The organism is Aeromonas sp. s1(2024) (assembly GCF_040908005.1).
Lineage (GTDB): Bacteria > Pseudomonadota > Gammaproteobacteria > Enterobacterales > Aeromonadaceae > Aeromonas > Aeromonas caviae.
Genome location: NZ_JBFOCW010000057.1, coordinates 69570 through 90270, shown reverse-complemented (window position 1 = coordinate 90270; position 20701 = coordinate 69570). Strand labels below are relative to the sequence as shown.

The following is a 20701-nucleotide window of genomic DNA, read 5'->3' as shown; positions in this document are numbered from 1 at the left end:
CCGCTCACAGCTGGCGTAGAAGTTGTTTACATCAACGAGCGCTATAGCCATCACGCTGCCTCAGATTGCCAATCACATGGGTGACCACTCCGAACAACTCCAGGGAGAGGCTCATAAAAGGGTCGATAGGCGCGAACGCCGGATTGGCTGGCAACAGCCGCAACCTCGGCTTGAGCTGCAAGGTCTTTACCGTGAAGCCGCCATCGAGTAGTGCAATCACCACATCACCATGGCGCGGGGTGAGGCTCTTATCGACTACCAGCAAGTCACCGGGAAAGATGCCGACCCCGGTCATGCTCTCCCCCTCGGCACGCAGATAGAAGGTTGCTGCAGGGTGCGGCACGCAGTGGGTGTTGAGGTCCAACTTCCCTTCCAGATAGTCGCTGGCTGGGCTGGGAAAGCCACAAGAGGCGCGGTGTAAGAACAGCGGGATGGTCACCTCGGCGGGTGATGGGTCTGGGGTTAACAGCTTCATGGCAAAACACCTGTATTTATATACAGCCATTATAGCGCACCACCTTTGAACCAGCGCAAGTCCCGCATGCCACTGATGACGTACCATGGCGCCAACAAATAACAAAGAGGTCAGTATGAGTCACAATCTGTGTGCCCTACCGAAAGAGCAGCAAGAACGGGTCGAGGTCGAGAAGGCCGCCGCATATGCGGTATGGAAGGAGCGCAACGGTTACTTGGCCAGCGCAGAAAGCGAAGCAAGCCAGCATAAGGGTGAGCTGAGCAGCTACTTTCTTGAGCAAGTAAGTAGGTACAAGCGGGGCTAGCCTTCCTGTAGCCATGTTTTTATTCTGGGAACACCCTAAGTCCCTTAATTCTCGCGCAAATCCGGGCTTCGGAGCTTGAAGATGCAGCCCTTGGCTACCAACTCGTCCCGGTTTGCCAGCACCAGCGGGTAGAGCAGCGGATGCTGTTCGTGATCGCCGTTATAGCTCACTTGCATGCGCTCCAGCGCGTAATGCATCAAAGGTATGCGCTGGTTGAGCAGCAGCTTGCCATCCGGCATGGCATAGTCACTGGCAATGATGGCCTGTTGTCCTGCGCTGAGGGTTGGATTGGGGATGACCACCGCAGTGACCTGGGTGTTCCACTCAAGATCCTGATCCCGGCCGTGAGGGGAGGTATCCAGTAGCTCAGGTTCCCCACGAAACCGGCTCATCACAAAATCCAGATATACCCCTTTCTTCTCGCAGTATGCGCGCACGTGCCAGCGGATCCCGTCATAGACCAGGGTGTGGGGCACGATATTGCGGCCGCTCTGCTCCTCTGAGCTGAGGGATACGTAATCGACATCGACCCGCAACTGACCGCGAGCCGCTTGCACCAGACCCCGCACAATCTTGGGGTCGATATGACGGCTGGGTACATCCAAGATCTCGATATGGCCGTAGCGCAAATCCATCAGCGGCAGGGTCAACAGCCCCGCTTCATGTTGGCGTTGGTGCTGTTTTTCACGATGTAACAGCATCAGGTACTCATCTACTTTTCCTTCACTAAATCGCGGCACGAATTGCTCGGTGGGCTTGTATCCCTTCAGGCTTCGGTCATAGATCAACCCTACTGGTGAGTAGTAGGTCAGGTAGTGATTGATATCCCGTGATGCTTGCTGGCGGCCGATATTGAAGGCTGTCATTAGGTGATTGGTGGTCAGCCGTCCTTCCCATTGCAACACGATCTCTAGCAGGCGAAAGCGTAGGGTCTGATCCCAAGTGAGCTCTCTGGGGGTCATATGTGCTCCAAAATGCGACATGTGTATGTAACCAGTATCGGCATGAGTATACAGGCGACATATACTGAGTTAATCACAGTGTGGTGAAGAAGATTGTGCTGCCTGTACCACGTTCTACCAGCATATTGCCGAAGTGCAGCTCAACTTCGGTTGCTCTCACAATCACAAGGTCATGCCAGGCTTTGCCGCTAGGCTCTATACCTCAAGGCTTTCGGGATGGTGTAGTACGATTAGGTGTATTTATTTAGTACAAGGGTAGCAAGCAGATGAGCGTGGTAGAGACTCAAAGGGGGTAGGTGAAGTGATAAGGCAGAGAACGTTGCCACTCTATTCTGCGGCTTACCAGAAATGAAGGTTGAGCTTATTCAGGTGACCGATTGATGGACTTTCAGAATAAAATACCCTTCGCAATAAAGACCGAGACCGGTGCAATTGTCTCGGTCGATGATGTTGAAAGAGGACTTGCAGCCGGTTGTCATTGTCCCAGTTGTAAAGGATTGCTCGTTGCCAGAAAAGGTGAGCAAAACCGCCACTGCTTTGCTCATTACCGTGACAGCAAGGAAAAATGCATCTACGCCTTTGAAACCAGTGTGCGGTTGATGCTGCTCTCTAAGCTGGAAAGTGTAGTGAAGCTCAATACCCCTGCCCATTACACCTCGTTTGATGGGGTCAAGGAACTGGTTGCTAAGGCCCATGCTGATATAGACGTTCAATTTGTTCCGCAAGCAGAGACCCATAGTGTTCCGGCAGGGCTATTTCAGTTGGTGTCCCGACCAGACTATCACCTTGCCCTACACTTTCCTGCCGCGCACGAGCCTGTAGGGTTGTACCCGCTGTGGCTTGGGCGATTCATTGCCAAACACCCTAAAACAGGCGTTTTGGCTGTTTGTTATAGCCAATTTGGCGACCGGATGTTCGATAAGTCTCGCCCGGCAGGGATGGACACAACGACTTTGATGCTGACGATTCTCAGCGAAAATCCCAACTGCCTACATTGGCTCTATCACCCACGCGAGGAGATGGCGCTGATCGCCCTGGAGCAGCTTGCCGAACAGCGACGGCAAGAAGCAGAGGAGAAAGCCAGACAGCAGCAACTAAAACAAGAACAACTGGAGGAAGCTCGGCGTCAGTATGAGGCAAAGCAAAGGATGCAACGCGAGCACCAAGCGGCGATTACGGCTCAGATGAGATTGGCTGAACAGGAGCGTGCCGCCCAGAGAGCACGGGACTATGCCGCACGGGCTGCGCAAGACAGCGACAAGACCAGCAATGGGGGGCAGTATCCACGATCTACGCCGACAGCGTGTCGTAATTGCCAACTACAGCACCAACGCCTTGATGCTGACGGCTACTGCTATCGCGAGGTTTGCATCAGATCTCGTGCGAAACGAATAGCAAGAGCAGAAAAGGCAGAAGCGTCTACACGGTATTCCTACGCCAGCATGCGAGGTGGCGCAAATGTAAACAGCACACCCCAGAAACAGACCAACCCCGTTGCCAGTCCGCAACCCGTGAGCGACACGCAACGTCAGTGGTACTCCTCTATCAAACCGGGTTCCTGCCCTCACTGTGGGGGAGATAGAGGCAACGGCCCTAATGGCTGGTGGTGTGAGAAATGTAAATAACTCTTTAAAATTCAATGCTCTTGTGTGTATTGACTGGTGCAGTGCAGGCCAATACCAGACAGATTATGTTCTGTTGGACCGCGTAAGAGCGGACGTTAGGAGGTACTGAATCCTAATGCGTAACCATCTAGCCCGCAACTAACCGACCCAGAACTACCTTACAAACTATGGGTATAACCGGGGCTCTTGGGGCCTACTGTCTCAGGCATGATTGCCGTACAATGCATGCCTGTTATCGCATTTTTGAAGGTCTTTTTTGCCTTGGGATGGATAAGAATGATCCGGATTATGGTGTCTGGAGATGTAGGTCGCTTTCTTAACAACAGATTTGCTTGCCAGCTCACTCCCACTTCCAACTGAACCACGAATTCTCTAGCGGTACGGTTTCGCGCCTAAGGTGTTGCCGTTTGAGAGTGCTGGTGGAACAATATCCTCAATTTCAATATCTTGGTAACCAAAGGACAAGGAGTACAGATTGTGTACTCCTTGCTCTATGTAGGAAAATTATCATGGCGGACCTCAGTCGAGAGTCAAAAATCACTGCTGATGTGCTCGAAGAAGGAAAGATTTTCGATTACATCACCGGCGCTCAAGTAAAGAACACTGACAAAGAAAAGGTTAGGCAGCGGGTCGCACGAGCCATCATTCATGAATATGGTATCGCAGCTGAGGACATGGAGCCTGACTTCAAGGTCAAGGTACAGGGTAAAAACCGTAAGCTTGATATCGCCATTTTCAAGTCTGGTCAGCCACACATAATAGACAACCTCTACCGTGCAGTTACGGTTGATAAAGAGCCAAAGGTAGGAACCAAGGGTGCTTACCGAATGCGTGATCCCGAGGAGGCTCGCAAAGAATTTGAGCTGTTAGAAGCCGTAATGACCGAAGCCGAAAGCTGTCACTATGGCCTCTGGACCAACGGCCTTGAATTCTTCTTCTTCCAGAAGGAGGTCTCCCGATTCGACACTTGGCTTAATCCAATCGGTGACTGGCCCATGGGAGATGACACCTTCAGCGTTGAAGGCCGCTCCATGGGGCGCTTGCGCCGCGCTGACCCGGAAATGTTGCGCATCGCTTTTCGGCGGTGCCACAACTACATACACGGCAATGAAGGTATGCCGAAAGACGCCGCCTTCTGGCAGTTCCTCTACCTCATTTTCTGCAAAATGTATGACGAGCAACAACCGAATGAAGCTCGTGGCTTCTATGTCGGCCCCTTCGAACCCTTTGAACCTGTAGGCCAGAAGGCTATTCGTCAACGCATCAAGCCACTCTTTGAAAAGGTCAAGAAAGAGTACAGCGCTCTCTTTAAGGGGAATGAAGAAATCACCCTGTCTGACAGGGCGCTCGCATTTATCGTTTCTGAATTGGCTCGTTATGACTTTGGCCGCACCGATGTGGATGCCAAGGGCGCAGCCTACCAAGAAATCGTGGGTACTAACCTGCGCGGTGATCGCGGCCAGTATTTCACGCCGCGTGGTGCTATTAGCCTGGTTGTCAAAATGCTGGCTCCTAAGGAACACGAGCGTGTGCTGGATTCATCCTGCGGCACGGGCGGTTTCTTGGTAGAAACCCTGAATTACCTGAATAAAGTATTTCACGAAGAGAAGAGTATCAAAACGGGCGACGAGAACACCGAGGAGTTTGTATCCATACGCGAGCGGCTGGCCAATTTTGCAGCTAATAACTTGTTTGGTGCGGATTTCGATCCCTTCCTGGTTCGCGCAGCGCAGATGAACGTGATGATGGCGGGTAATTCATTGGGGCACCTCTATCACATGAACTCGCTAGAGTTTCCGCGTGGAGACTTGCCGGGAGTAGCGCCGGCTAAGGTCAACATGCCGCTAGGGTCAATCGATGTACTGATGACCAACCCTCCGTTTGGCTCTGATATTCCGATCACTGAAAAGACTATTTTGGAGCAGTACGAGTTGGCGCGACGCTGGGAACGCCAAGGCGATGGCTTTGTAATGACTAATGCCATGAAGCCTGCGGTGTCACCCGAGGTGTTGTTCATCGAGCGCTGTGTCAAGTGGCTCAAGCCCGGTGGTCGGGCGGGCATCGTCCTACCCGATGGCATCTTGGGTAACCCTGGTGATGAGTACATCCGTTACTGGATTCTGCGTCATTGCTGGGTGCTGGCCAGCATCGACCTGCCCGTCGAGTCCTTCATCGTCGAGGCCAACGTCAACATCTTGACCAGCTTGCTCTTCCTGAAGCGCAAGCCTGAAGAGGTGATCAAGGCAGAAGACCTGGGTCAAAAGAAGGACTACCCCGTCTTCATGGCTGTCGCTGAGAAGGTGGGCTTCGACCGCCGTGGCAACACGCTTTACAAGCGCCACCCTGACGGCGAAGAAATCCTAGTTGATGTCAGCCACGAAGAGAAGGTCCGCATCGGCGGTGGCCTGCAAGTGCGCACCCTGCACCGCAAGGAGCGCATCCTCGACGACGACTTGCCCGAGATCGCCAAGGCGTATGCCGAGTTCCGCGCCCAACATCCGGAGCCCAGCAAATGATCACGCGACTTGAAGCCACACGTTATCGCTGCTTCGAACGCCTGGGCGTCGATGTCGGCGACTTTCGCGTTCTGGTAGGGGCCAATGGCTCTGGCAAAACCACCTTGCTGGACCTGCCCGTTCTCTTGGGTGACTTGCTGCGTACCAGCAATGTCTCCGCGCCGTTCATGGAGCGTCGCCCTGAATTGCCGCCGCGTGCTGGCAGCCTGAACGAACTGGTGTTCGCTGGGCGCGGCAGCGACTTCTCGCTGGCGGTCGAAGCCCGCCTGCCTGAGGCAGTGCAATCAAAGGTGCTTGAAGGCTTGTTTGCCAGCAAACGCACGGAGCGCTCGCGCCAAGCCTTGCAGGAAGACCGCCGTCAATGGCCGACCCACATCCGCTACGAGATCGGCTTGCGCATCGGTGAGGATCAATCACTGCTGGTGGCCTACGAGTATCTCTTCCTCTTCCCGGAAGCTGATGGACCAGACCGCCGACAAGCGGGCTTTCACGGGGCAACGGCAGCGAGCAAGAAACTGTGGCACCTCACGCTCAAGCGCGAGATTGGCTACGAGTCGGAATTCAAGCCAGAAACACCGCACGCCAAAGCCGTCAAGGTCGGCCTGCCCGAGACGCTGCTGGCCATGCCGCGCGTGCTGTTCGAGTCCGAGGCGGGTTACCCCGCTGCGCGGTGGCTGCACAGCTTGTTGACTACCGATGCAGTGTTCCTAGAGCCCAATTGGTCGGCCATGCGTCAAGCCAGCCCACCGGGGCAGCCCAAGGTCATCACTGCCAACGGCCGCAACATCCCATGGCTCGCACTGGAACTGAAGCGCGAGGGGGCTCCCGATGCTGCGCCTGCTGACTACCGCAGCGAGCGCTATGCCGACTGGATTGCCCATGTGCAAACCGCATTGCCGCAGGTCACGGACATCGAAGTGCGTGAACGTGAGGACGACCACCATGCCTATTTCGTGGTCAGCTACAAGGGCGATTTCAAAGTGCCGTCACCCGGTTTGTCGGATGGCACCCTGCGCATCCTCACGCTGACGCTGCTGCCATACCTCAGCAAGCAGCCCGCCATCTTGGTGACCGAGGAGCCAGAGAACGGCATTCATCCGCGCGCCATTGAAGCGGTCCTGCAATCGCTCTCATCGATGTACGACAGCCAGGTCTGGGTGTCATCGCATTCACCTGTGGTGCTGGCACGAGCAAAGCTGGACCAGTTGCTGTGCGCACGGCTGGCCAGCGAAGGCGGCGTGGAGATGATCGCCGGGACGGACCATCCTCGCCTGCAAGAGTGGCGAGGTGGCATCGATCTTGGCAGCCTGTTCGCAGCGGGGGTGCTCGGATGATGAACAAGCGCCCCTGCGTCATCTTGGTGGCCGACAGCAATATGGCTGCCACCTTCCGTGGGTACTTCAAGCGCGAGCGTTGGCACCTGAGCCTCGGTTGCGCGCCCTTTGAGATCAACACCGATGTCGGTGCCGACCTGCTGGTGGACGAAGGTGGCAACGACCCCGGCGTCTACACCAAGGGCCACGAGTTGTTGCGCCCCTACCAGAGCAGCCACCAGCGCGCCCTTGTAGTGCTGGACTGCGAGTGGGAAGGCACGCCTGGCAAAGACGCCATCGTCGCCCACATCACGGCCAATCTGGTAGCCAGTGGTTGGGCCGAGGATGCGGTCAAGGTGATCGCCATCGAGCCCGAGTTGGAAAACTGGCTGTGGCAGGACAAGCCGCAAGTGGCAGACGTGCTTCGGTACAAAGGCGATAAGTCGCTGCGTCAGCATTTGGCTGAGAGCGGATGGTGGCCGGCTGACGCCGCCAAGCCACCGCGACCGAAGGAAGCCGCCGAATGGGTGCTGAAGCAGACCCGGCAACCTCGTTCATCCGCTATTTATCAAAAGCTGGCTGAGCATATTTCGATCAAAGGGTGCACAGACGCAGGCTTTGCTGAGATGCATGCGGCGTTTCGGACTTGGTTCCCAGCGGAGGTACCTGCATGATTTATGCGAGTTTCAAGAATGCGCGCATCGTACGTTCCGACTGGCTGGAGCAAGGCGGTCGTCGGCTGGACTGCAATCCATACATGTCAGGTGCTCTAGAGGCCCGAGACACATTGCGAAAAATCAAAGTACGCAAAGATCCATTGCACACCCTTACATCAGGGCATGCGGGTGGAATATTTAACGGCCCGATGTTTAAGCGCAACTACGTAGAGTCGTCGAAGCATGGTGTGCCATTCATAAGCAGCGGGGCGATGTTGCTGGCTGACCTGAGCACCTTGCCAATGCTTCGGAAGAAAGACGCCGAGTCTTCACGCTTGTCCTATTTGCGATTGAGCCCAGGGACAACCTTGATTTCTTGTTCTGGGACGATTGGCCGTATGACTTACGTCCGACCAGATATGGATGGGATTTGGTCGTCTCAAGATGTTCTGAAGGTTGTGCCAAATCCAGAACGTATCCCGGAGGGCTACTTGTACGCTTTCCTCACCAGCAAGTACGGAGTTCCTTTGGTTGTAGCAGGAACCTACGGCGCAATCATTCAGCACATCGAGCCTGAGCATATTGCTACCTTGGATGTGCCGAGATTTGACGAATCCAAAGAGCGGGAGGTTCATTCAAAAGTGGCACTGGCTGCCGAACTGCGAGGGCGTGCAGCGAAAAGCCTTCAGTTGGTGGCTAAGGAGTTTGATGATCTATTTCCTGGTCTTGATCTGCATGAGCGGCCCAGCCTTTCTGTATCTTCAGTTCAAAGCGACGAGCTGCGCCTTAGGATGGATGCCGAGTATCACAACCCACGCGCCGTTCAAATTAGACAGACCTTATCCAGAGCGCCACACGCCTCGATAGAGACATGGTGCGATGACGTCTTCCTGCCGGGAATTTTCAAGCGAATTCACGTTGATGGCCCTGAATTTTCAGCTCCCTACTTCACCGGCTATAGCCTTTACTGGAATGAACCAGAGCCAAAAGGCTATCTCTCTAAAGCGACGAAGCTATTTGATCAGGTTACCCTCAAAGAGGGGATGATTTTGGTTCAGGCGTTTGGGCAAGAAGGAGGGCTTACAGGGCGCCCAGTGTGGGTAGGTAGGCATCTTGATAAGGCTACGACCACCCACATGCTTGTGCGCCTGATCGTAAAGGATCAGCAAAAGGCAGCTTATCTTTATGGATTCCTGAACTCGCTCTTGGCTTATCGACAAATATCTTGCTTGACCTATGGGGGGTCAATTCCCCATTTCGATGTTGCTGGCATAAAAACCGTTCTGATTCCTCGTTTGGCACCAGAGAGAGAAAAGGAGATCGCCAATCAAGTTCTGACTGCTGTGGCCGCTCGGGATGAGGCTTTGCAATTGGAACTAGACGCCAGAAGAATTGTGGAATCGCTAATTCAGGGAGCGCAGTGATGGCCAAAGTGATCCCAGTAGGCCAGCCGGTCAACGATGCAGAGCGCAGCGCCATTGCGTACCTGCGGGATCGCTTGCCAGACAGCTTCGTTCTGCTTCACAACTTCGAGATCGAGCGGCAGGGCGAGCGCTTCGAGATCGACATCGCATTGCTGACGCCGCACGCCCTGTACCTGATCGACGTGAAGGGCACGCGCGGCACCATCGATGTGTACGGCAACAAGTGGTATCCCGAGGGGCGTGCGCCGTATCCATCACCGCTGGGTAAGCTGCGCGGCCATGCTCGTACGGTGAAGGGGTTGGTGACTCAGGCCAATCCTGGACGGCATGAGCTGGACGGCATCTACGTCGATGCCGCCATTCTGCTCACCGCGCCCGATGCTCACTTGAATGACCGTGAGCAGTTGGATACAGACCGGGTGGTGAAGCTGAAGGACGCAGAGCGCTACTTCAAAGATGCCACACGCATTCCGGCGCGCTTCTCCAAGAACATTCTGCAGCAACAAGGGTTGATCCTGCACGCCTTGAAGGTAGTGAAACCAGCTTCGGCTGTGCTGCGCTTTGGGCACTGGCAGGTGAAAGAGAAGCTCGGGGCGGCAGAGGCCTACACCGAGTTCCGCGCCGAGAACGCGTTCGCGGGGGGGGCGGCTCGGCTGAGGGTGTACCAGGCAGACCCCTACCAGCCGGAAGACGTGTGCAAGGCGCAAGTCAACCGCATTGCCAATGCCTACCGGGCGCTGTCCAAGCTGCCCATGCATCCTAACATAGTGGCTGCGCGGGATTTCTTCCCGACCGATGACGACCAGTCTTTCATCCTGATCCTGGACGATGCGCCGGGTCAGGCGTTGACTGTGCACATGGCTCGGCCCCAGTTAGCGCTTACGTTGGACCAGAAGTGGCGTGTTGCCAAAGATCTGTTGGAGGCCTTGGTTCATGCCCACCATCATGGGGTGGTGCATCGCAACCTGACACCTGCTGCAATCTTGATTGGCCAAGATGGCACGACACGCATCACCGATTTTGATTTCGCCAAGCCCGGTGTGGACCGCAGCCGGACGATTGCGACGGACATTGTTGATTTGGTGGAGAAGGCCTATGTAGCGCCCGAGGCGTTCCGGGAGCCGGGTGCCGCATCGACCGCATCGGACATCTTCTCCGCAGGGGTTATCCTTTACGAACTCTTCACCGGAGAGCGACCGTTTGCCGGTGAGCCCACCACAGTGTGGGATCGGGCTGGGGAGTTCCTCAACAAGCCTTCAGCACTGCGGCCGGAATTGAACGAGGCCTTTGACGCTTGGCTGCAGAGCCTGTGCGCTTTTGATGAGCACCTGCGGCTGACCGCATCGGCAGCGCTGGCCGCTTTGAATGGTTTGCTGCAACCCGTGGCGCAAGCAGCCAGCCAAGCTGCAGAGGCACCGAATCCCGAGGTCTGTGAAGTCGATGATGCCCAAACCGACTACCTGAACTTGACGGCAGGCCATCGCCTAACCCACAAGTTCATCGTGGAGAAGAAGCTCGGGCGCGGTAGCTTCGGAGTAGTCTACAAGGTGATCGACACCTTGGGTGACGTGGCGCGTACTGTGAAGCTTATCGTCAGTGATCGGCACTCGACCTTGGAGCGCCTTAAGAAGGAATACCGCCACCTGGTGCACATTCCCGAGCACCCTCACGTGGTGCGTGTGCTGGATGCGGACGTTATTCCTGGGCGTGACATCCCCTTTCTGGTGTTTGAGTACGTGGAAGGGGCCGATGTTGGTGACATGATCCACGACCGCCTGTTGTCCCCCGAAGATGCGCTGGAGTTGGGCAAGCAGGTGATTGAGGGTCTGGCGCACCTTCATGCGCAGGGCTTCCATCACTGTGACATTAAGCCGCGCAACATCTTGTGGACGCCAAAGGGGGCCAAGATCATCGACTTCAATGTGTCGGTACGAGCTGACGACAAGGAGTCGCTTGGAGGGGGCTCTCGGCGCTATCTACCGCCGGACTTTGATCCGGAGGTCATTCCGCACAACAGTGAGCGCGCGGACCGTGATTTGTATGCGCTGGGTCTGACCTTGTATGAGGCATTGACGGCCCGCTACCCGTGGGATACGACAGAGCCCCCCATCAATAAGCCTGCGCCCGACCCGCGTGAACTGTCGGGCTTTGCCGACCTAGCGCCGGAGTTGGTTAACGTGCTACTTAAGGCCATCGCGCCTCGCAGGTCAGAGCGTTTCCACGCAGCTGTTGAATTTCGCGATGCGTTGGCAGATGTGCGCCATGCTCGTCGAGTGCAGACTGTTAGCCTAGCAACTATGGTGACGGGGGTGAGCAACGGGCAGCCTGCCTTTGCTAAATCGGCACCTAACTCCAACGCATTCGTTTCACACCTGCTGACACTTTACAGCCAAAGCCGCCGCAGCAATGCCGGAACGCGGGGCATGGACGCACTTGGTTTCTCTGCTTATGTGGACACCGCGCTGGACCGGGCCTTATTGCCTGCTGTGCTGCAGGGTGAGTTCCGGCTTGTGCTGATTTCGGGCAATGCAGGCGATGGCAAGACCGCCTTCTTGCAACGGCTGGAGAAAGAGGTCGAAGCCCGAGGCGGGGTTGCCAATCGTGGTCTGGCAAACGGCAGCGAACTGAGCCTGGAGGGGAATCGTTACCTGATTAACTACGACGGTAGCCAAGACGAGGGCCACAAAGACAACAACCAGGTGCTGCTGGATTTCCTAGCCCCGTTCAAGGGCAACGACCCAGAGTCCTGGAGGCCACAAGAGACGCGACTGATAGCGATCAACGAAGGCCGTTTGGTGGACTTCTTGGCCGCACATGAGCGGGACTTCTTGGCACTCGCGGCCCTTGTTCGACGTGCATTTTCTACCGGGGAAGCTGAATTAGGCGTGGCGGTAGTGAACCTGAACCTGCGCAGTGTTGTGGCCGATGCGGAAGGCGGATCGATTCTGGAGCGCACGCTGCGAAGCATCGTTCGTCCCGAGAACTGGTCCGCATGCGAGCAGTGTGACTTGAAGGGCAACTGCTACGCCTTGCATAACGCGCGCAGCTTCCAGGATGAGATCGCCGGGCCGCGTTTGTTAGAACGCCTCAAGACGCTTTACACGATGGCGCACTTGCGCGGGCGTTTGCACATCACCATGCGCGACCTACGTTCAGCTCTGTCGTTCATGCTGATTGGCAACCGTGACTGTAGTGAAATTCATGCTCTTTACACCTCTGGCAAGCACGATGACTTGGTGCGCAGTTTCTACTTCAACAGCTGGATGGGGGGCGGGCAAGCCACATCAGACCGGCTCTTGACGCTGCTGAGCGAGCTGGATATAGGCCAGCAGGAAGATCCCCGCTTCGACCGAGGGCTGGACTTTGTTCAACCAGATGATCGTGCTCTGTTCCGCTTCGAGCGCCGAGGGCAGTTTGACTTCGAGGTGTTGAGGCGCCTGTTTAGTGATCTGCCGCGTGGCGTTTCGGACTTGTCAGTCCGCCAACGGGCACGTAAACATCGTGAGTATGTGGCTATGGCACGCCGCAAGCACTTCTTTGAGCGGCGTGACGCCAGCTGGGAAAAAATGCTGCCCTATCGCTCCGCCAAGCGCATGGTGGAGATTGTTCGAGGTGAAATGCCCATCGATGAGCTCACGAGTGAAATCCTGCATGCCATCAACAGAGGGGAAGGGCTGCTGCACCCAGAGCGACTTGGAGCCAGCCTAGCCTTGCAGTTGCGGCAGGTCGAACACGGTACGATACGCAGCTACCGGCTCTTCCCTGTGGAGGGTTTTGGGCTTCAGGTACAAGACTTTGCAGCTAAGGCTCGCTTCGTTGAACACCTGCCGACCGGTCTACTGCTGAAGTACCAAGGCCAGGGCTCAGGTGCCATCAGCAGCGAACTGATCATCAACCTCGATGTGTTCGAAATGCTAGTGCGCCTGAATCAAGGCTATCGGCCTAGCGTTGAAGAGATGCAGGGTTTTTATCTCTGTCTCGGTGTGTTCAAGAATAGCCTCAACGCACAGCCGTACCGCGAAATTTTGCTGACCACCACGGGGCACGACTTCTACTGCTTGGCCCGCCATGACGATGGGCGGGTGGAGATGCGATTGCTGCACGGACCGGTGGCTGGTGCGCGCCAAGAAGAAGTCGCAGAGATCGGCTCTAGGGGGAACTGATGGCATTGCAGAAAAAGGACAGGGAGTTCCGGCTCCCGAAAATCAGCTATCTCGACTTCAAGACGATTGAAATGGATCGGGTGCTCACGGGTCTGTTCGAGCGCTTGGAGCATGGCGGCTACCCGAGCGTTTTCCGCGACAAACGAGAACTGACTGTGGACAAGTTCGTCGATGACATCCTCGATGCCCGCGACAAGTTCTTGGGCTTCACACAGCATCGAGACATAGTAGAGCGTTGGGTGGAAACGCATCTGATGGACATCGTGAACCGCGGCAAGAAGAACTCTGCTGTGGCGGGGCCACGCCCTCTGCACGGCTACACCTATCGCTTTCGTAATCCGAAGCACTCGCGTGACTACGGGGCTGCACAGCATCTCTATCAGATGCTGCATCACGCACGCCACCTCGCAGGCCACAAGACCATCGAGCATCTCAAGGGCTTTTTCTTCGACGGGTTCGACAAGCTCACGCGAGAGCTGAACGACAAAGCGCTGACAGACATAGAGACGGCGACGCTGCTGCATTTCTTGTCGCAGAGGAAGGACACTGCAGACACGCGCGCTGGCGGAGATCGGTTCGCACCAGTGTGCATAGGCTCAGCCGATCTGATGGCCGAAGACATTCAGCGACTGTTGTTCTACAAGCCTTTCATGCCGCGCTCGGTGATGGTGGAGTACCTGAAGGTGCTCTTGTCGTTCCACTTGGCGTTGTACCACCTTCGTCTGCTGAAGCTACTGCCTGCCTGGCAGAAACTTGAGGGAGCCAACTCGCTGTGCGCCGAATCTGCTTGCCCCATGAAGCCCCGTGAGCAACGCGAGCCTCAGGGGGACTGCCCCTACAAGCTGGGACTGTTTGTTGATTTGTCAGGTAGCGCAGAGTCCGCAAGCGCAGCACTGGCTGAGCGCAGCGCAGATGGTTACTACCGGCGCATTCCTGGATTTGTGCGAGCGTACTTCGTCGCCAAGAAGTTGGACGAATTTTCTGAACACCTCGTTCGGCGAGGCAAGCTGATTCGGCCCTTGAATTCCGTGTTCTCGGTGAGAGAGTTGTATAGCCTTCAAGGAGAACCGTTTGAGGAAGAGCGGGACAAGTTCTTCGGTGAGCGCCTGGCTGGGTTGCTGGAATCTTTGTCCGAAGGTGATGCAGGCCTGGATACAGAGGTCGAGGCAATAACAAAGATGGGATTATCGGACTTTGAGACCTACATCGAGATTCTGGTGGCTCTGCGTGGTTCCTTCCACCGGAAGTACATCATCGAGTCGTTGGACGCGACGATGCTGAAGAACAAGTCGGGGGCGCTGCTTGCTCAGACCCGCGCGCGAAATGCGCCTCGGCGATTTACTTTGGAGAGCCGCCTGCTGGAGGTGTTGCTGCAGATCGCAGTGTTGAGGCCAGGTGGAGATCTGGGTTACTTCACCGGCGAGATGCGGATCGATGACCTGCTGTCATTCTTGCGCGAACGCTATGGGCTGTACATCGATCAGCTGCCACCAGGTGAGGGCTCACCGACTATTGACGAACGGAAAGCACTACGCAGCAATGTGCAGGCATTTACCGGACGCCTGCGCGAGATTGGCTTCTATCGAGATTTGTCTGATGCCTACGTGACCCAGACAGTGGTGCCGCGCTACACGATTGCAGAACGAAATGAAGGAGCGTGCTCATGAGCCAGGGACTACGTGAACTCACGAGTCAAGAATTGAACGCTGCACTGGAATCTGTTCTGCTTCCAAAGCTATCTCATCTGCTTGCTGCCCGCGAGCTTGGTCATTGCATGCGGGTCACCGACTTGGATCGGGAGCTGATGATCCGTTTGGCTGGTGGCTTGCGGGCTGCAGTGCCGTCAGCGAACGTCGTAGTGTTGGCAGATGAGAGCTTGCGAGTGATGGCGCCGGACATGGCTGTCAGCAGTACCAAACTGGTTGAGTTGCGGAACCCGCTTCCAAACGATGAGCTTAGACCTCCGTTGTTGGTGTTCGTGCCGAATGACCTACGTGCCTCAGCGGAAGATTCATTTGGGGTTGCCACGTTTGAAGAGATTCCCATTGATGGCGCTTATGCAGAGCTGAGCGGGCAGTTGCTTGCCCAAGTTCCTGCCAACTTGCGCATGGCCGTAGAGGCTTGCTTGAGCGAGTTACGGCGGCGTGAATCCCGGTGGCGGTATGCCGATGACGCTGCCGTAGCGCGGTACCTGCTCACCTGCCAGGTCAATGGGTTTGATCCGGACGCCATGGGGGCTGCGCTGTTTGAGCTTGCTCTGGTGCCAGACTTTGAATTGTTCCTGCACGCAGAGAGCGCGCCAATACGGGTGGCTCGCAACCGGGAGTGCGTGGAGCGCGTGACATGGTCGACAAAGACGGAGCGCGTTCGAGCTCTTGAGCTGGGCTTGCTGGATCCCATTTTCTGCAAGCAACTGGGTGAATTCTTTTTCCGTATCGGCGTATCCAATCCCAAGGAGTGGACGCAAGCTATCGTTCGCGACCGTGTGAATTGGCGACTAGCTTTCAATAAATGGTTGTTCGAGGACGGAGGAGTCAATCCGGACGCGATCTACATAGGCGATGTCGCGCTGCCTGACCTGCCTGTGGTGAAGGATGATAATGAAGATCCCCGCTTGACCGAGTTGATCGGGCATAAGGTGCTGCCCATCTCAAAGACCGGGCTCAAAAAGTTCAGTGTCTCTTTCCGTGTTGACCCAGTGCCTTCCAAGATCGAAGGGTTATCACGGTTTGTAGCGGAGGTTGTGTCGCGAGACAACGGGCCGACAGGTTTGCGTAGGCGTAAAGCAGCTTGGACCAAAGGAACCGACTCCGGCACGATTGCTTTTTCTTCGATTGGCAAGATCGACTGGGAAGAAGGCTGGCACTACGTGCGGGTGTATGCAGAGACCGAAGACGGTGAACGCATTCCTCTCGCGGACGGAGAAGGCAATCCTATTCAATTCAATGGTGATTCATCTGAGGTGTATGCCAGCTCTAACGAGAGTGATCTCTTCTACGTGGTCACTGACGATGAGGTCGAGGTTGAACCACCACAGCGTGCAGTTCCGCGTGAGGCGAGCTTGATGCATGCATTGCTGCGTGCACGTTTTGCGGCCGTAGCCCAGGATCGCGATCCTGATACCGTTACTGTTACCGGTTGCGTTTGGGTAGAACGCAGTAGCAAGGCCACGGCCAGCGGAGAGACCTTGGAGATTCGCCTGGGTAAGGAGGGGAAGGCGAACGTCTTGGTGTCCAGCCGATTGGCTGACTTGGAGCGAGCGTTTTTAGAAGACCCCGAAGGTCTCAACCGTTTAAGGTTTTCGATCAGTGCTTCGGGTGTTGCAACACGCTCCACTACGTCGTTTCAGTGGCCAGTCTCAGACGAGGTTACTCGGTTTCGAGAGGCGCGGGAGACATTGTTCGCCGCTGTACTGAAGGGTGATCAACGGCTGATCATGCAGGCCAGCGATCTTCTGTCCCTTCAGGAGCCGGCACAGAACTATGCCTCCGCCTATCTGGCTTGGATCGACGCAGTGCTTGCTCGTACCAGCTCCACAGAGACGGCCGTTGCGCGGCAAGCTATGGATGAGCTTCGCTATGCGCTCACCATCGATTCTGTGACCCTCGTGTTGGAAGACTATCAAGGGAGGCGCCGAGATGCTGTTCTGCTGGGGCCAACACATCCATTGCGTGCCAATTGGCACGTCACGTGGAGCCATCTCGGACAGGCTTGGATGGAGCAGAGCCGGTCTAGCAACAAGGAGTTTGTAGTTCCCACACGTGACGCGGTGATCAAGCAGCTGGCGCCCGCAGCTTTTCCTCCAGTCGTCCCTTTCGGTGAGGAGTTGGGACGTACAGCTCTGGCTGTGGACAACATCAACCCGTTCTGGTCTTTGTACGCAGCGACCGATGAGAAAGATCCTCGTGGACTGATTGGGGAGGTGTGCGCTGCCCTTGGCCTATCAGAGCCAGCCATCGGTGGTGCGAGCATTGATAGTGCTTATCTTGCCGCGCGCGTGCAACGTTATCTGGTCCAGCACCCGTATGTTGAGACGCTGACGATCAACGCTTTCAATGCGGGGCGTGCCGGTGCGTTGGCCGAGGTGTTGCTGGCACTTCAGCGACATCCTGAGTTCGCCGATCTGCGTTACGACATCCGGCTCTTCGTGCTTGATCCGGGAGCTCCCTCGACCGGGGAAGCTTTGCTGGAACTCTTGTCGCCGGACTCGGGAACCAGTGCAAAGGAGGCTGACGCTTTTTCGACACCGACCAACAGCCATCTGCACCCCAAGCTGCGATTAGCCATTCGTGCGATCAAGGAGTTCCGTGAGGACCCGGATTTGCATGCTGCGCACCTCTCCTTCTTATTCGATCTGTTCCCGGCAGAGGAAATTCGAGCAGTTGATGTTCAAGGCAGTGATGATTCGTCGTTTGTCCATGGACTGGTTCAGCCCTTCGAAGTGGATTATCTGGAGGACGAGCAGTCCATCACTTGGTTACGTCGTCCGCTTCATGGTGTCGCACAGCCGCTAGAGGGGGCAGAGGCGTTATCCGACCTCATGGGGGGCGTGTCCCGTGCGGTTTCGGTCGCTGTGGCGACGCTTGCTCGCAGTCAATACCTACCACATGCACGTCCAGTGGTTGCGTTGAGCTTGTCCGCAGATGAGCGCGCCATGCTTCATCAGGTGCATGAGGTCAGTGACTGGGTGCTCACGATTGATCGGAACTTGGGAATCGAGTTCTTTGACCATCGCAGACATGCCACTCGGCCAGACTACTTGATCGACCACTCGCCTGACATGGCGAACGCGATGAGCCATCGTTTGGCTATTACATCGAGATCTGTTGCAGAGCTTGAGTCTTTGCTGATCCCGATCTTGAGCGAATACGGATTGCCCAACACGGGTCGACATGCCTTGGTAATGCTGGATCAGCTTCGTTCGTTGTCTGGACGGCTGGCTTTGAAGCTACTGTCCTCATCTTCCCAGCGGGCTGAGGCTATGGGTTTGGCGCTTTCGCGCTTGTTCCTCGAACACCAGGGCGTTTTCCAGAACCAAGTCGTCGTGCCGTTAGACGCACACTTGGAGCTGTACAAGGCGTTGAAACAAAGCGCTGAGGAAATGGGCGATGAAGTCAGCTTCCGGCGGACTGACCTTGCCCTGTTCGATCTCGATCCATCAAGCCGTGTAGTGACGTGCCGGTTGGTCGAAGTGAAATGCTACAGTCAGGTGGGCGATGTAGCTGCATACGCGCAGTTGAAGGCGTCAATCGCTGATCAGATCGCTCAGTCCGAACACGTATTGGCCTATCACTTCGACCCCAAGATGGCTGATGTAGATCGTCCTGACCGCCCTATAAAGAATCGAGATCTTGCTGCGCTGTTAGGCTTTTACCTAGATCGCTCTGAACGCTACGGCGTGGTCTTGCCAGAGGCAGCTGAAGAAGCCCACTACTTCCTGCGACGTCTCGATGAACACCCTTACACCCTGCAATTCACGCGAAGTGCAGTGGTGTTTGACTTCAGCAAGCCAGGTACTGAACCCGCCGAGCATGAAAATGGCATCGAGTTCTATCGGATCGGTAGTGATTTGATCCGACAGTTGGTTGAGTCGGCCGTTACTGACACCGAGACTGTGGCCAGTATCCAGTACTCACGCTCTACCAACACCGTGAGAGAGGCCACGCTGGAACTGCTTCGTCGCAGGGAGTTGGCACCGGCTGTCCCTACATTTGAAACGGCAGCCTTCCTAAGCCCACCACGGGATCGAACGCTCGCTTGGGACGATCGCCCGAGGGGGAGATTAACGCAACATGAGGTGGCTTCCAGCGTGCCCGTGCGGAAGCTTGAACTAACCACCTTGGTGCAAACTACTCCTCCTTCAATTGACACCGTACAGGCTGCAAGCCCTGATACATCACTACCGTCTATAGACGCGTCGGGTTCAGATACGACCACGGAACAAGTGCCCTCACCAGCTCTTGTTACGGAGGAGGTGGCTCCCCAGAATGCATTCGCTACACGGTCGCAGTCTCAAGACGGCGAGGCTACCGATAGCCTAGTGGCCTACGACATCATGCTCGGCACCACAGGTGCAACACCTCAGTACGGCCTGATTGGTGAAGTATCTGGACGCAAGGTTGCACTTGACCTCAATCAGACCCACACCATCAGCTTGTTTGGCGTTCAGGGGGGCGGGAAGAGCTACACCTTGGGCTGCGTGGCAGAGATGGCTTCGCTGCAGATCCCTGGTATCAACTGTTTGCCCGAGCCACTATCTACGGTGATTTTCCACTACAGCCCGACGATGGACTACAAGCCTGAGTTTACGTCGATGGTGGGGGCGAATTCTGTGGAAGAGCAGGTTCGTGCGCTGAAGGAGATATATGGTGCGGAGCCAAAAGCACTCGCAGATGTCTTGCTTCTTGTTCCAACAGACAAGATCGAAGAGCGTCAGGCTGAGTACCCAGACATCGAAGTACGGCCTTTGCAGTTCTCGGCATCCGAGCTGAAGGCTTCGCACTGGAAGTTTTTGATGGGCGCCGTAGGCAATCAAGCCACCTATATCCGCCAGATCATGCGCATCATGAAAGCGATGCGTGATGACATCACCCTTGAGGGCTTACGTACGGGCATCGACGCATCATCTGTTCCAGAACACCTCAAGGAGTTGGCTCGGATGCGTCTCGATTTAGCCGCTGAGTATATCAATGACGGCACATCTCTTACCGAGGTCGTGAGACCTGGTCGACTGATCATTGTCGATCTACGAGACGAGTTCATTGAGAAGGACGAGGCACTAGGACTGTTTGTTGTGCTCCTGCAGTTGTTCGCTGATGCCCGGATAGATGGGCGCAGCTTCAACAAACTGGTGGTGTTCGATGAGGCTCACAAATATATCGAAAGTCCCGATCTGGTTGCTGGGCTCATCGAGGTTGTACGAGAAATGCGGCACAAGGGGGTTAGTATCATGGTGGCGAGCCAGGACCCGCCATCTGTTCCTGTTAGTCTTATTGAGCTTTCAAGCCAGATAATCATGCATAAGTTTAACTCTCCTGCTTGGCTGAAACATATTCAAAAAGCCAATGCTGCTCTTGGTAACTTGACTCCAGAACGTATGTCTCTTCTTAAAGCAGGGGAAGCCTATGTGTGGTCAAGTAAGGCCTCGGATGATTCATTCTCACGAGGTGCAATCAAGATAAAGTGTCGGGCCCGAGTTACACAACATGGTGGTGCAACAAGAGTCGCAGTTGAGGAGCTAACAACATTAAGCTAAATGCATGG

At 55.7% G+C, this 20701-nt stretch carries 11 protein-coding genes; 9 read left to right on the top strand and 2 right to left on the bottom strand.

The window, feature by feature from the left end:
- Positions 1-31: 31 nt before the first annotated feature.
- Positions 32-475 carry a LexA family protein gene (locus AB5Y70_RS13575; protein WP_368176068.1) on the bottom strand — a complete coding sequence of 148 codons (444 nt, stop codon included), beginning with the start codon at positions 473-475 and terminating at the stop codon, positions 32-34.
- A gap of 115 nt (positions 476-590) precedes the next feature.
- On the opposite strand from AB5Y70_RS13575, the gene AB5Y70_RS13570 reads away from it, so the two are divergent.
- Positions 591-779, top strand: coding sequence for a DUF3283 family protein (locus AB5Y70_RS13570; protein ID WP_076362308.1), 189 nt, complete (start codon positions 591-593; stop codon positions 777-779).
- Positions 780-823: 44 nt separating this feature from the next.
- Here the strand turns inward: AB5Y70_RS13570 and AB5Y70_RS13565 are convergent, their stop codons facing one another.
- Positions 824-1741 (bottom strand): WYL domain-containing protein, encoded by a 918-nt coding sequence (locus tag AB5Y70_RS13565; RefSeq protein ID WP_368176067.1) that lies wholly within the window; start codon positions 1739-1741, stop codon positions 824-826.
- 380 nt (positions 1742-2121) lie between these two features.
- Between AB5Y70_RS13565 and AB5Y70_RS13560 the strand changes: the two genes are divergently transcribed.
- The 8 genes from AB5Y70_RS13560 to AB5Y70_RS13525 all read left to right on the top strand — a co-directional run bounded on the left by AB5Y70_RS13560 (position 2122) and on the right by AB5Y70_RS13525 (position 20693).
- Complete coding sequence (locus tag AB5Y70_RS13560; protein WP_319896845.1) at positions 2122-3366, top strand: hypothetical protein; 1245 nt, start codon at positions 2122-2124, stop codon at positions 3364-3366.
- A gap of 509 nt (positions 3367-3875) precedes the next feature.
- Positions 3876-5882 carry a restriction endonuclease subunit M gene (locus AB5Y70_RS13555; protein ID WP_368176066.1) on the top strand — a complete coding sequence of 669 codons (2007 nt, stop codon included), beginning with the start codon at positions 3876-3878 and terminating at the stop codon, positions 5880-5882.
- Complete coding sequence (locus tag AB5Y70_RS13550) at positions 5879-7216, top strand: AAA family ATPase (RefSeq protein WP_368176065.1); 1338 nt, start codon at positions 5879-5881, stop codon at positions 7214-7216. Before AB5Y70_RS13555 ends, AB5Y70_RS13550 begins: the two co-directional genes overlap by 4 nt.
- Positions 7213-7869, top strand: a complete 657-nt coding sequence (locus tag AB5Y70_RS13545) for a hypothetical protein (RefSeq protein ID WP_368176064.1) — start codon at positions 7213-7215, stop codon at positions 7867-7869. The genes AB5Y70_RS13550 and AB5Y70_RS13545 overlap by 4 nt, the downstream gene beginning before the upstream one ends.
- Positions 7866-9275: a hypothetical protein gene (locus AB5Y70_RS13540; RefSeq protein WP_368176063.1), complete on the top strand. Its 1410-nt coding sequence runs from the start codon at positions 7866-7868 to the stop codon at positions 9273-9275. Before AB5Y70_RS13545 ends, AB5Y70_RS13540 begins: the two co-directional genes overlap by 4 nt.
- Complete coding sequence (locus tag AB5Y70_RS13535) at positions 9275-13438, top strand: protein kinase (protein WP_368176062.1); 4164 nt, start codon at positions 9275-9277, stop codon at positions 13436-13438. The genes AB5Y70_RS13540 and AB5Y70_RS13535 overlap by 1 nt, the downstream gene beginning before the upstream one ends.
- Positions 13438-15105 (top strand): hypothetical protein, encoded by a 1668-nt coding sequence (locus AB5Y70_RS13530; protein WP_368176061.1) that lies wholly within the window; start codon positions 13438-13440, stop codon positions 15103-15105. The genes AB5Y70_RS13535 and AB5Y70_RS13530 overlap by 1 nt, the downstream gene beginning before the upstream one ends.
- Positions 15102-20693 carry an ATP-binding protein gene (locus tag AB5Y70_RS13525; RefSeq protein WP_368176060.1) on the top strand — a complete coding sequence of 1864 codons (5592 nt, stop codon included), beginning with the start codon at positions 15102-15104 and terminating at the stop codon, positions 20691-20693. Before AB5Y70_RS13530 ends, AB5Y70_RS13525 begins: the two co-directional genes overlap by 4 nt.
- The last annotated feature ends 8 nt before the right edge of the window (positions 20694-20701 follow it).